Source organism: Kitasatospora sp. SolWspMP-SS2h, assembly GCF_003259315.1.
GTDB lineage: Bacteria > Actinomycetota > Actinomycetes > Streptomycetales > Streptomycetaceae > Kitasatospora > Kitasatospora fiedleri.
In genome coordinates, this window is record NZ_QLLT01000014.1 from 42,908 (window position 1) to 54,853 (window position 11,946).

At 73.8% G+C, this 11,946-nt stretch carries 12 protein-coding genes; 2 read left to right on the top strand and 10 right to left on the bottom strand.

The window, feature by feature from the left end:
- Positions 1-602 precede the first annotated feature (602 nt).
- The 7 genes from K353_RS18550 to K353_RS18580 form a co-directional block, all read right to left on the bottom strand.
- Positions 603-1,883, bottom strand: a complete 1,281-nt coding sequence (locus K353_RS18550; RefSeq protein WP_111554734.1) for a geranylgeranyl reductase family protein — start codon at positions 1,881-1,883, stop codon at positions 603-605.
- 95 nt (positions 1,884-1,978) lie between these two features.
- The gene (locus K353_RS18555; protein WP_111554735.1) at positions 1,979-2,674 is read right to left on the bottom strand and encodes a demethylmenaquinone methyltransferase; all 696 of its coding nucleotides are present in this window, start codon (positions 2,672-2,674) and stop codon (positions 1,979-1,981) included.
- Positions 2,675-2,718: 44 nt separating this feature from the next.
- Entirely contained in the window at positions 2,719-3,285 is a 567-nt protein-coding gene (locus tag K353_RS18560) for a hypothetical protein (protein WP_146616505.1), read from the bottom strand.
- Between the two features lie 176 nt (positions 3,286-3,461).
- A complete protein-coding gene (locus tag K353_RS18565) occupies positions 3,462-4,136 on the bottom strand; it encodes a hypothetical protein (RefSeq protein ID WP_199528162.1) in 675 nt (224 codons plus the stop codon).
- A 13-nt stretch (positions 4,137-4,149) separates the two neighbouring features.
- Positions 4,150-5,358 (bottom strand): cyclic dehypoxanthinyl futalosine synthase, encoded by a 1,209-nt coding sequence (gene mqnC / locus K353_RS18570; RefSeq protein ID WP_100836740.1) that lies wholly within the window; start codon positions 5,356-5,358, stop codon positions 4,150-4,152.
- Positions 5,359-5,459: 101 nt separating this feature from the next.
- On the bottom strand, positions 5,460-7,145 hold the full coding sequence (locus K353_RS18575; protein WP_111554737.1) for a serine/threonine-protein kinase: 1,686 nt from the start codon (positions 7,143-7,145) through the stop codon (positions 5,460-5,462).
- A gap of 177 nt (positions 7,146-7,322) precedes the next feature.
- Entirely contained in the window at positions 7,323-8,210 is an 888-nt protein-coding gene (locus tag K353_RS18580) for a menaquinone biosynthetic enzyme MqnA/MqnD family protein (RefSeq protein WP_100836742.1), read from the bottom strand.
- A 352-nt stretch (positions 8,211-8,562) separates the two neighbouring features.
- Between K353_RS18580 and K353_RS18585 the strand changes: the two genes are divergently transcribed.
- Positions 8,563-8,766, top strand: coding sequence for a cold-shock protein (locus tag K353_RS18585; RefSeq protein WP_100836743.1), 204 nt, complete (start codon positions 8,563-8,565; stop codon positions 8,764-8,766).
- A gap of 245 nt (positions 8,767-9,011) precedes the next feature.
- On the top strand, positions 9,012-10,010 hold the full coding sequence (locus K353_RS18590) for a bile acid:sodium symporter family protein (RefSeq protein ID WP_111554738.1): 999 nt from the start codon (positions 9,012-9,014) through the stop codon (positions 10,008-10,010).
- A gap of 146 nt (positions 10,011-10,156) precedes the next feature.
- On the opposite strand, the gene K353_RS18595 is transcribed toward K353_RS18590, so the two are convergent.
- The 3 genes from K353_RS18595 to K353_RS18605 all read right to left on the bottom strand — a co-directional run bounded on the left by K353_RS18595 (position 10,157) and on the right by K353_RS18605 (position 11,843).
- Positions 10,157-10,720: a TetR family transcriptional regulator gene (locus K353_RS18595; RefSeq protein ID WP_111554739.1), complete on the bottom strand. Its 564-nt coding sequence runs from the start codon at positions 10,718-10,720 to the stop codon at positions 10,157-10,159.
- A complete protein-coding gene (locus K353_RS18600; protein WP_111554850.1) occupies positions 10,717-11,079 on the bottom strand; it encodes a DUF1304 domain-containing protein in 363 nt (120 codons plus the stop codon). Before K353_RS18600 ends, K353_RS18595 begins: the two co-directional genes overlap by 4 nt.
- Before the next feature lie 203 nt (positions 11,080-11,282).
- Complete coding sequence (locus K353_RS18605; protein ID WP_111554740.1) at positions 11,283-11,843, bottom strand: Uma2 family endonuclease; 561 nt, start codon at positions 11,841-11,843, stop codon at positions 11,283-11,285.
- Between the last annotated feature and the right edge of the window lie 103 nt (positions 11,844-11,946).

Genomic DNA, 11,946 nt, shown 5'->3' on the forward strand with positions numbered 1-11,946 from the left:
CAAGCCACTTTGCCCGACGGTCCTACCACACCTCCCGCCCACCTCTCCCCAGAACTGCGAGACCCGGCGAACGAACCACCGGTGTTCGGGCATCAGGCTGAGGCCATTTAGCTGCAGTGGAGGAAGCCTTGGTCATCTACATCAGGAACGACACGCTCGACGCCCTGGAGGGACGAGCAGACCGCCACGGGGGCGCGACACTCGTCCGAAACAAGCACATCCGCTCGCTGGAGGGCCGTGACCGTCTCCGGATCGAGCGTCTGCACAGGGTGTGCACCCTGGTTCGCGGCAGGGGGCTGGCGACGTTTCCGGAATGGCCCAGATGGCCCGACGAGTGGGTTCCCCTGGTCTTGTACCGGCCTGAAGTACTACAGGTCGATCTGTCGGTGGCCCACCGGGAACGCGACGCCGTCATGTACGTCATGGACGAACTGGCCAAGCCCCTTTACCGACAAGGGCCGGTGCACAAGTTCTATCCGGAACTGCGCAAGCTGGTGGGACTCCGAACCGCCCGAGCACAATCAGTCGGCACCGAACGCTTCTACGTAGCCCGAGAAAGGGTCGGCCCGGTCGTAACGCCCCGGACCGACCCGTGGGACAGCTCAGGCGCGCGGGGCCACCTTGGTCAGGCCGTTGATGATCCGGTCCGCGGCGTCGCCGCCGCTCGGGTCGGTGAGGTTGGCGAGGAGCTTGAGGACGAACTTCATCAGGACGGGGTGGGTGAGGCCGCGTTCGGCGGCGATCCGCATCACCCGGTCGTTGCCGATCAGCTTCACGAAGGCGCGGCCGAGGGTGTAGTAGCCGCCGTAGGTGTCCTTGAGCACCTGCGGGTAGCGGGCCAGGGCGCGTTCCCGGCCCTCGGGGGTGATCCGGGCCATGGCCTGGACGATGACGCCCGCGGCGAGTTGGCCGGATTCCATCGCATAGGCGATGCCCTCGCCGTTGAACGGGTTGACCAGGCCGCCCGCGTCGCCGACCAGCAGCAGGCCGCGGGTGTAGTGCGGCTGCCGGTTGAAGGCCATCGGCAGGGCCGCGCCGCGGATCGGCTCGGTCATGTTCTCCGGGGTGTAGCCCCACTCCTCGGGCATGCCGGCGCACCAGCTCTTGAGCACCTCGCGCCAGTTCAGGTCGCCGAAGGCGGGCGAGGAGTTGAGGATGCCCAGGCCGACGTTGGAGGTGCCGTCGCCCATGCCGAAGATCCAGCCGTAGCCGGGGAGCAGCTTCTTCTGGCCGCCGCGGGTGTCCCACAGCTCCAGCCAGGACTCCAGGTAGTCGTCGTCGTGCCGGGGCGAGGTGAAGTACGTCCGGTAGGCGACGCCCATCGGCCGGGACTCGATCCGGTGCAGGCCCATGGCCAGCGACAGCCGGGTCGAGTTGCCGTCCGCGGCCACCACCAGCGGCGCGTGGAACTCGACCTCGCGCTTGTCCGGCCCGATCTTGGCGGTGACGCCGGTGATCCGCCCGGTGCGGTCCTGGACCGGGCCGCTGACGTTGCAGTTCTCGTACAGCCGGGCGCCGGCCTTCTGCGCCTGCCGGGCCAGCAGTTCGTCGAAGTCGGCGCGCTTGCGCACCAGCCCGTAGTCGGGGAAGGAGGCCAGCTCCGGCCAGTCCAGCTCCAGCCGGACGCCGCCGCCGATGATCCGCAGGCCCTTGTTCTGGAGCCAGCCGTTCTCGGTGGACACGTCGATGCCCATGTCGACCAGCTGCTTGACGGCCCGCGGGGTCAGGCCGTCCCCGCACACCTTCTCGCGCGGGAACTCGGTCTTCTCCAGCAGCAGCACGTCCAGGCCCGCCTGGGCCAGCCAGTAGGCGGTGCTGGAGCCGGCCGGACCGGCGCCGACCACGATGACGTCGGCGGTGGACTCGACGGCGGTCTCGGTCATACGGGGCTCTCTCCTGAGCGCGTCGGGGGGCACGGAGTCGGGGCCGACGCCCCGTCAGCGCATTTCCGGCGGACGGGGTGCCGAACCCTCGCAGTCTACGGGGCCTTGAAGCCGCGGTGGAGGGCGACGATGCCGCCGGTCAGGTTGCGCCACGCCACCTTCGTCCAGCCCGCCCGCTGGAGTTCGGCGGAGAGCGCGGGCTGGTCCGGCCAGGCCCGGATCGACTCCGCGAGGTACACGTACGCCTCCGGGTTGGAGGACACCCGGGTGGCCACCGGCGGCAGCGCCCGCATCAGGTACTCGGTGTAGACGGTGCGCAGCGGCGTCCAGGTCGGCGTGGAGAACTCGCAGATCACCAGCTTCCCGCCGGGCTTGGTCACCCGCAGCATCTCGCGCACCGCCGTCTCGCGGTCCTGCACGTTGCGCAGCGCGAAGGAGATCGTCACCGCGTCGAAGGACTCGTCGGCGAACGGCAGCCGGGTCGCGTCCCCGGCGGTCAGCGCGAGTTCGGGGTGGCGGCTCTTGCCCTCGCTCAGCATGCCGATCGAGAAGTCGCACGGCACCACGTCGGCGCCCGCCTCCAGGAACGGCAGCGAGGACGTGCCGGTGCCCGCACCGAGGTCCAGGATGCGCTGGCCCGCGACGGCGCCCACCGCGTCGGCCACCGCCCGGCGCCAGAGCCGGGCCTGGCCCAGCGAGAGCACGTCGTTGGTGCGGTCGTACTTGGCCGCGACGTCGTCGAACATGGCGGCGACGTCCTGCGGCTGCTTGTCCAGATGGGCTCGGGTCACCCGCCCATTGTTCACCTTGCCGTGACGCGGACCGCCACCAGGGCTCACCGCAGGGCGCGGCGGCCCCCCTTGCGGCGGCGCCGGGAGCGCTTGCCCTGCGTCAGCGCGGGCATCCCCTCGGCGGCGAACGCCACCGTGAAGGCGGCCCGGGCCCGTTCCTCGCCCGCCTGGTGGCGGCGGAAGCGCCAGATCCGCCACAGGCACAGCGCGCACAGCAGCACCGCCGCCGGCACGCTGGTCTGGGCCAGCCCGACGCCCACCGGCTGCGGGTAGGTCTTCCCGCACACCCGCACCGCGGAGGCGTCGTCCGCCGCCCGCTCCAGGCAGATCGGTGCGCCGACCTTGGCGTCGGCCGGCAGCCACAGGTCCGCGGCGGTCAGCCGCCGCCCGTCCACCGGGTAGGCGACCTGGCTGTACGTCCCGCTGCCGCCCGGCAGTTGGGTGACCGTCCCCTCGACCCGCACCGGGTGCGCGTCGATCCGGTCCGCCTGGTCGGCCTGCCGCCAGCCCAGCAGGCACATCGCGAGGGCGACCACGGCGCTCAGCACGGCCCCGACGTACCAGCCCCGAGCCGGTCTGGTCCGAAGACGTTCGGGGGTCGCGGCGCGCATACGTCCTGTTCCTGGCTCGGGTGGAGGTCTGACCGGATGGTAACCGCAAAGGCCCGCCCAGGTCACGGCCAGTCAGAAAAGCCCGGGTGCTTCGGAAACGAACCGGCCGGGCCCCGCCCGGGGTCCGGCCGCCACCGCCGCTGCCGCCGCCGCTGCCGTCCAAGCCGCCGCCCGAGTCACCGCCGCCGGTGGAGCAGCCGGCCGTCCAGGACGGTGGCCAGGCAGACCGCCCCGCCGCCGTCCAGTTCCTCGACCGTCCGGACCGCGAACACGGCGAAGTCCGCCGCCCCGCCGACCGTCAGGGGCCGGTGCGGGGCGGCGGCCAACGGGCCGGCGGCGAGCGGGTCGAGCGGCCCCGGGGCGGTGGCGGTGCCGGGGGCGCCCGGGGCGGTGCGCAGGCCGGAGCGGCCGACCGCCGTGCGGACCGCGGCCCGGGCGAACGGTCCGGTCAGCGCCGTCACGCCGTGGCCGAGCAGCCGTTGCAGCCCGCGCCGGGCGCTGCCGCCCCACTGGCCGTCCGTCAGGCCGTCGGCGAGCGGCAGCGGCTGCTCGCCGATCCCCTCCCGGGGGTCGGGGTGGTAGACGCCCTCCAGCAGCCACGCCCCGTGCCGGTTGAGCAGCCCGGGCACCAGCACCCCGGGCCACTCGCGGACCCGGGCCGGGCTCCCGGCCGCCAGCTCCGCGAACGGGCCGATCGCGGCGACGGCCGCCCCGTCCACCAGCACCGCCCCGTCGACCAGCACCGCACCGGCGGCGGACGGTCCGGCGGCGGACGGTCCGGCGGAGTCAGCGGGCGCGACGGAGGCCCCGTCCCCCGGGTACAGCAGCTCCGCCCGGTGCAGCGTCAGCATCGGACCGGGGGCGTCAGTTCGTCGCCAGGATGGTCAGTTCGGGGTGCGCGGTGCCGCCCTCGATCGCGGTGGAGGCGATGTGCGAGGCGACCCGCGGGTCGACCGGGTCGTTGGCCGGGTCGTCCAGGACCCGCAGGTGCTCGTAGGTGGTGGAGCGCTGGGCGGGCACCCGGCCGGCGGTGCGGATCAGGTGGATCAGCTCGTGCAGGTTGGAGCGGTGCTTGGCGCCGGCCGCGGAGACCACGTTCTCCTCCAGCATGACCGAGCCGAGGTCGTCCGCCCCGTAGTGCAGCGACAGCTGGCCGGCCTCCTTGCCGGTGGTGAGCCAGGAGCCCTGGATGTGGGCGACGTTGTCGAGGAAGAGCCGCGCGACGGCGATCATCCGCAGGTACTCGAAGACCGTGGCCTGGGTCGAGCCCTTCAGGTGGTTGTTCTGCGGCTGGTAGGTGTAGGGGATGAACGCCCGGAAGCCGCCGGTACGGTCCTGCACGTCGCGGATCATCCGCAGGTGCTCGATCCGCTCGGCGTTGGTCTCGCCGGTGCCCATCAGCATGGTGGAGGTGGACTCGACGCCCAGGCGGTGCGCGGTCTCCATGATCTCCAGCCAGCGCTCGCCGGACTCCTTGAGCGGCGCGATCGCCTTGCGCGGCCGCTCGGGCAGCAGTTCGGCGCCGGCGCCCGCGAACGAGTCCAGGCCGGCCGCGTGGATGCGGGTGATCGCCTCCTCGACCGTGACGCCGGAGAGCTTCGCCATGTGCTCGACCTCGGAGGCGCCCAGCGAGTGGATCACCAGCTGCGGGAAGGCCGCCTTGATCGCGGCGAAGTTCCGCTCGTAGTACTCGACGCCGTAGTCGGGGTGGTGCCCGCCCTGGAACATGATCTGGGTGCCGCCGAGCTCGACCGTCTCCGCGCAGCGGCGCAGGATCTCGTCCAGGTCCCGCGACCAGCCCTTGTCGCTCTTCGGCGGCACGTAGAACGCGCAGAACTTGCACGCCGTCACGCAGACGTTGGTGTAGTTGATGTTCCGCTCGATGATGTACGTGGCGATGTGCTCGACGCCCGCGTACCGCCGCCGGCGCACCGCGTCGGCCGCCGTGCCGAGCGCGTGCAGCGGGGCCGAGCGGTACAGCTCCAGCGCCTCCTCGGCGGTGATCCGGCCGCCCTCGGCCGCTCGGTCCAGCACGGCCTGCAACTGGGTGGCGGAAAGGTTCTGCTCGGACACCTGGCGGGCCTGCTTTCTGCGTCGGAGGGGCGGACCCGCCCAGCCTACGCCAGCGCATTTCGCCGCCGCCGCAGCCCTCTTCCCGCGCCGCCGCGGGCCCGTCACTGCTTGGCCAGGTCGCCCTCCGGATCGGTGCCGAGCTGCGCCCCGCTGACCGCCAGGTGCAGTCCGCCGCCGTCGAGCAGGGTGTAGCGCTGCTTCTCGGGCACGCCGGTGCAGGCGCTGTCGTTGCCGTCCGGGCGCTCCTGGAGCAGCACCTCGCGGTCGGTGGCGGAGAGCAGGGTGAGCACGCCCCGGCAGACGGTGCTGTCGAACGCGGAGGCGTTGCCGGTGCGCCCGACGTCCTGGCCGACCCGGCCCGCGGTGAAGGTCACGGTGAAGGTGGACGGCAGCGGGACGATCTTGGTGGTGATGGTGCCCTTGAAGGTGCCGAGGAACGCGTCGGGCAGCGCCGCGCCGCCGCCCGGGGCCGGCGGCCCCGTCCCGCTCGCGCTCGCACTCGCGTCCGCGCTCGTGCTCGCGGCGGTGCCCGGGCCCGCCGTGCCGCTGCCGCTCGGGCCCGTGCCGGCCCGGGGCGTCCCGCCGCCGCTCGCGCGGGGAGTGCCGCCGCCCGCCGTCCCGGTGGCGGCGTCCTGCCCGGGCGAGGGGCTGCCGCCGGGGTCGGCCGACGACCAGGGCAGGCGGTCGCCGGCGGCCAGCCCGCCGTAAGCCGCGGCGGCCAGCACCGCGACCGCCACCGGCGCCGCCCACCGCGCCCGGCGCCGCGTGCGCCCCTCCGCCGGGCCCCGGTCCCGCGTCCGGTCCCGCCCGGGTCCCGGGGCCGCCCCGGACGGGCGCCGTCCGCCGTCGAGCACGGTGGGCATCCGGTCGACGGCCACCGCGCCGGTCCGGCCGCTGTCGCCCTCCAGGTCGAGGAGTTCGACCGCGGCCCGGCCGACCGCGGCGGCCAGCGGGCCGGGCAGCCAGCCCTCGGGGCCGGCCGCGGCGGAGGCGAGCCGGGCCCGCAGCGCGGCGGGGGTGGGGCGCAGCGCCGGGTCCTTGGCCAGGCAGGCGGTCACGACCGCGCGCAACCCGCCGTCCAGGCCGCCGAGTTCCGGCTCCTCGTGGAGCACCCGGTAGAGCAGGACGGCGGCGCTGACGCCCTCGCCGAACGGGGCGGTGCCGGTGGCGGCGAAGGCCAGCAGGGCGCCGAGCGAGAAGACGTCGGCGGGCGGCCCGGTGGGCGCGCCGGCGGCCTGTTCGGGCGACATGAAGCCGGGCGAGCCGACCACGTAGCCGCTGTGGGTGACGGCGGAGGCGGCGTCCAGCGCGCGGGTCACCCCGAAGTCGATCAGCCGGGGCCCGTCCAGGGTGAGCAGCACGTTGGACGGCTTGACGTCCCGGTGCACCAGGCCGAGGGCGTGCACCTGCTCCAGGGCCTCGGCGAGCCGGACGCCGAGCGCGTGCACCGAGGGGACGGGCAGCGGGCCGGCCGTGCGGACGGCCTCGCCGAGCGCGGGGCCGGCCACGTAGCCGGTGGCGAGCCAGGGGCGGGGGCCCTCGGTGTCGGCGTCCAGCACCGGGGCGGTCCAGCGCCCGCCGACCCGGCGGGCGGCCGAGACCTCCTGGCGGAACCTGGCCCGGAACTCGGGGTCGTCGGCCAGTTCGGGGCGCACCACCTTGACCGCGACGGTCCGCCCGCCCGCGGTCCGGCCCAGGTAGACCCGGCCCATGCCGCCGGCGCCGAGCCGGCGCAGCAGCCGGTAGTCGCCGATCGCCGTCGGGTCGTCCGCCGTCAGCAGTTCCATGCCCGTCCCCCTCACGCCGCCGGGGCGGCGCCCGGCCCGGCCGTCCGATCATCCCAGGACGGCCGCCGGCCGGGAACGCCGAACCGCCCGGCGGCGGCCCGGGCCACAACGGCTCGGGCCACGGCGGCTCGGGCCACGGACGCCGAACCGCCCGGCCGCGGCCCGGGCAGCGACGGCTCAGGCCACCGCGGGCGCGGCCTCCAGCAGCCGGATCGGCACGTCGGGGGCGAAGCCGCTGTCGGCGGCGACCCGGCGGGCGAACTCGGCGATGCCGGCCAGCTGGCGCTCGCCGAGCGAGAAGTCGAGCGCCTCGGAGAAGTAGGTCTCCAGCAGCGGGGCGTCGAACTCCTCCCAGCGGGCGGCCTGCTCGGCGACCTTGCCGGCCTCGGCCAGCGAGAGGTCGCGGGACTCCAGGAAGGCCCGGTGGACGGCGGCGGTCAGCGCGGGGTGCCGCTCGGCGTACTCGCGGCGGGCGGCCCAGACCGCGAAGACGAACGGCAGGCCGGTCCACTCCTTCCACATCGCGCCGAGGTCGTGCACGGCCAGCCCCTGCCGGGGGGCCTGCTCCAGCGAGGCGCGCAGCGCGGGGTCGCCGATCAGGACGGCGGCGTCGGCGTCGGCCAGCATCGCGTCCAGGTCGGGCGGGCAGGAGAAGTACTCGGGGCGCACCCCCTCGCGCTCCTCCAGCAGCAGCCGGGCCAGCCGCACCGAGGTACGGCTGGTGGAGCCGAGCGCGACCCGGCGGCCGTCCAGCTCGGCCAGCGGGACCTTGCTGACGATCACGCAGGACATCACCGGGCCGTCGCTGCCCACCGCGATGTCCGGCAGCACCACCAGCCGGTCGGCGTTGCGCAGGTACTCCACGCAGGTGATCGGGCCGATGTCGAGGGCGCCGGCCACCAGCCGGTCGCTCAGCTTCTCCGGGGTGTCCTTGCTCAGGTCGAGATCGAGCAGGTTGCCCGTGCGCGCGAGACCCCAGTAGAGGGGAAGACAGTTGAGGAACTGGATATGCCCGACCCGCGGCCTGACCGCGGTCTCCGGCCGTTCGGCATCCCTACTGCTCACCGTGTGCTCCCTTGCGGTTGGTGCCCTCCCGGCAGGGTATGCCCGCTGATTGGGACGGTTCGCACCCGGTGTCCGACACACCGCCCGACACCGCTGTTCACCCCTGGTCGGGGCAGCCACCGCGTGCTACCGTTCCCCTCAGTTGCAGTTTGATTCCCCTTGCAGTACTTGGAGCCTGCGGAGCATGTAACCGCAGGCTTTTTGTAATTTTTCAGCAGTATCAGGCGTCAATTGAGTTCGATTGAAGCCTGTGCGAAAAACTCCGGACTCGTCCGGAGGCGGGGCGATCAGCGCAGCGGACCCGGGCGCCACAAGGTGTGGTGTCCACAACGTCCCTCGCAAGGAGAACGGTATGGCGACCGGAACCGTCAAGTGGTTCAACGCCGAGAAGGGCTTCGGCTTCATCGCCCAGGAGGGCGGCGGCCCCGACGTCTTCGTCCACTACTCCGCCATCAACGCGAGCGGTTTCCGCTCGCTGGAGGAGAACCAGGCGGTCAACTTCGACGTCACCCAGGGCCCCAAGGGCCCGCAGGCGGAGAACGTCACCCCCGTCTGAGACGGGATCTCCCAATTGATCGCTCACGGCCCCTCGGGTCCGTACGAGTAGTAGTTCCCAAGGAGGCCCGCTGCCGGCGGGCCTCCTGCCTTTTCGCACTTCCCCCGCATTTCCCCATTCCGCCCGAATTCCTCCCCCCGTGCCCGTTTCGGCCCCCCGCCCGGACCCGGCCCCGGCCGTTTCGGCCCCCCGCCCGGAGCGGACCCGCCCGGAGCCGCCGACCGCCGCCGGGGGATCATCGGTGCATGTACCGCCTCCGATCCGCCCGCCGCGCCCTCGACCGCTCACTCGGCCGGATCGGCATCGACACCTACCTCCTGCTGCTGCTCGGCAACGTCCTGCTGGCCACCCTGCTGCCCGCCCGGGGCGCCGCCGCCACCGCCGTCACCCACGGGGTCTCGCTCGCCGTCGCCCTGCTGTTCTTCCTGTACGGCGCCCGGCTCTCCCCGCAGGAGGCCCTGGCCGGGGCCCGGCACTGGCGGCTGCACCTGCTGATCCTGGGCTGCACCTTCGTCCTGTTCCCGCTGCTCGGCGAGGCCACCCGGCTGCTGCCGGACGCGGTGCTGCCGCCGCAGCTGTTCACCGGCGTGCTCTTCCTCACCCTGCTGCCGTCCACCGTGCAGTCCTCGATCGCGTTCACCTCGGTCGCCGGCGGCAACGTCGCGGCCGCGATCTGCGCCGCCACCTTCTCCAGCCTGCTCGGCATCGTGCTCACCCCGCTGCTGGCCGCCTGGCTGCTCGCCGGCGGCTCCGGCGTCACCGTGGACGGCGGCCAGGTGCTCGACATCGTCCTGCAACTGCTCGTCCCGTTCGCCCTCGGCCAACTGCTGCGCCGCCGGGTCGGCCCGTGGATCGCCCGGCACCGGCTGGTCACCACGGTGGTGGACCGCGGCTCGATCCTGCTGATCGTCTACAGCGCCTTCAGCGAGGGCGTCCGCGAGGGCATCTGGAGCCGGGTCACCGCCGGACAGCTGCTCTGGCTGGCCGCGATCTCCCTGGCCCTCCTCCTCACCGTCCTCGCCTTCACCCGCCTGGCCTCCCGCCGCCTCGGCTTCTCCCGCCCGGACGGCATCACCATCCAGTTCTGCGGCTCCAAGAAGTCCCTGGCCAACGGCCTCCCCCTGGCCACCATCCTGTTCCCGGCCTCCGCGGTCGGGCTGACGGTGCTCCCGCTGATGCTCTTCCACCAGCTCCAGCTCATGGTCTGCACCGTGCTCGCCCAACGCTGGTCCCGCCGGACCTGACGCCGCCCGGCCCGCCGCGCGACGCCGCCGCGAGCCGGACCGACAGGGCGAGCCGAGCCGACGACACGAGCCGGGCCGACAGCGGCATCGGACGCCACCCCCGTACCCGTCCGCCGCCGCCCCCACCCGTCGTACGACCGCCGCCGTCACCCCAGCGGTGTGCGGTGCAGGCCGATCAGCAGCCGCCACACCCGTCCCGCGACGGTGGCCGGGGGTTCGGCGACCAGGCCGTGCAGCCAGTCCGCCAGCACGCCGGTGAAGGTGCCCGCCACCGCGGCGGCGACCAGCGGGGCGTCCGGTGCGCCGGCCAGTTCCCGTTCCGTCCGGCTGCGTTCCCGCAGTTCGTGGTGGAGCACCGGGCCGAGCGGGCCGCCGCCGCCCGGGGCCAGCAGTTCCCGGTAGAGGCCGCGGTGGGCGTCCGCCCGGTCGAAGAACTCCACCAGCGCGGACGGCGGGGCCGCCGGGTCCGCGACGCCCCGCCAGGCGTGCAGCGCGTCCACCGCGTCCCGGACCACTCCCGCGCAGGCGTCCACGGCCAGCGCCGACAGGTCGGGGTAGTGCAGGTAGAACGTCGCCCGGCCGACCCCCGCCCGGCGGGCCACCGCCGCCACCGCCAGCTCCGCCAGCGGACGGTCCGCGCACTCCGCCAGTAGCGCGGCCCGCAGCTTCGCCCTGGTCCGTTCCGCCCGCGGGTCGCCCTGCGCGCTCACCCCGCCACCAGCACCGCGGCCAGCGCCACCGCGCCGGGCAGGGCCTGGGCCCACAGGATCCGCCAGTTGGCCGTCAGGCCGCCGTACCCGCCCGCCACCACCACGCAGACCAGGAAGAAGACCCGCACCCGGAAGCCGGTCGGGTCGTCCGCCAGCAGGCCCCAGACCAGGCCCGCCGCCAGGAACCCGTTGTACAGGCCCTGGTTGGCCGCCAACGGGGCCGTCCGCCGGGCCAACTCCGGGTCGAACCCGGACAGCGACCGCCCCGGCGCCCGCTCCCACAGGAACATCTCCAGCACCAGGATGTACCCGTGCAACAGGGCCACCGCCCCCACCAGCACCGCCGCCGCGACCGTCATGGCCACTCCCCACTCCTGGACAGGTGTCCAGAATAACCAGACACTCGTCCAGAAAAAAGCCCTCCCCACCGCACTCCCACTACGGCGGCCCGGACCAGCTGCGCACCCCCGCCGCCACCCCCGGCCCCACCGTCCGCGTCACCGGCACCCCGGGCTTCGGCCGCCCCGAGATCCGCCACGCCCGCCGCTGACGGCGCCGGCGCTCAGAAGCCGGACGTGTCCACCCGCAGCCCGAACGGCTCCGGCAGTTCGACCGGCTCCCCGAACGGCAGCGGCCCCACCGCCCGGGTGTACCCGAGCGCGCCCGGCTCCGAGAACAGCGTGCACGCCCGGTCCCGACGGTCGATCAGCAGGTAGAGCGGCGCCCCGTACTCGGCGCACCGGCGCCGCTTCACCACCCGGTCGGTGTCGCCGGTCGAGTCCGACGTCACCTCGACCACGAGCAGCGTCTGATCGGGCAGCAGGGCACGACCCCCCTTGGCGAGAGGGCGCGGAACGACCGCGATGTCGGGGATGTACCAGTTGCTCGATCCCGGCAGGTCGAGGTCGCCGGAGCCCATCACACAGCCCAGCTCACGGACCTTGCCGAAGAGTTGGTAGCGAAGATCGTCTGCCAATGTCTCGTGGTCCCACTGCGGCGCCATCGGCTCGATGACCCCTTCCACGATCTGAACGCGGTCGCCGGCATAGTGCCGGATCGCGTACTTCAGGGCCTGCTCCGGATCGACGGCGTCGTACGACCGCTCGCTGGGCAGCGCGCTCATCGCCCCTCCTTCGTCGGCTCCACGCTACCGACCGCCCCGGCCCGCCCCAAGCGGTCTCACTCCAATGAGCGAAGGCCCGCACCCCGGGGGGTGCGGGCCTTCG

Bases quoted from the DNA above. Each gene is read 5' to 3' on its own strand.
- K353_RS18560 (WP_146616505.1), bottom strand. From the start codon at position 3,285: ATGCGCGCCGCGACCCCCGAACGTCTTCGGACCAGACCGGCTCGGGGC.
- K353_RS18575 (WP_111554737.1), bottom strand. From the start codon at position 7,145: ATGGAACTGCTGACGGCGGACGACCCGACGGCGATCGGCGACTACCGG.
- K353_RS18585 (WP_100836743.1), top strand. From the start codon at position 8,563: ATGGCGACCGGAACCGTCAAGTGGTTCAACGCCGAGAAGGGCTTCGGC.
- K353_RS18590 (WP_111554738.1), top strand. From the start codon at position 9,012: ATGTACCGCCTCCGATCCGCCCGCCGCGCCCTCGACCGCTCACTCGGC.
- K353_RS18600 (WP_111554850.1), bottom strand. From the start codon at position 11,079: ATGACGGTCGCGGCGGCGGTGCTGGTGGGGGCGGTGGCCCTGTTGCAC.
- K353_RS18605 (WP_111554740.1), bottom strand. From the start codon at position 11,843: ATGAGCGCGCTGCCCAGCGAGCGGTCGTACGACGCCGTCGATCCGGAG.
- K353_RS18550 (WP_111554734.1), bottom strand. From the start codon at position 1,883: ATGACCGAGACCGCCGTCGAGTCCACCGCCGACGTCATCGTGGTCGGC.
- K353_RS18565 (WP_199528162.1), bottom strand. From the start codon at position 4,136: ATGCTGACGCTGCACCGGGCGGAGCTGCTGTACCCGGGGGACGGGGCC.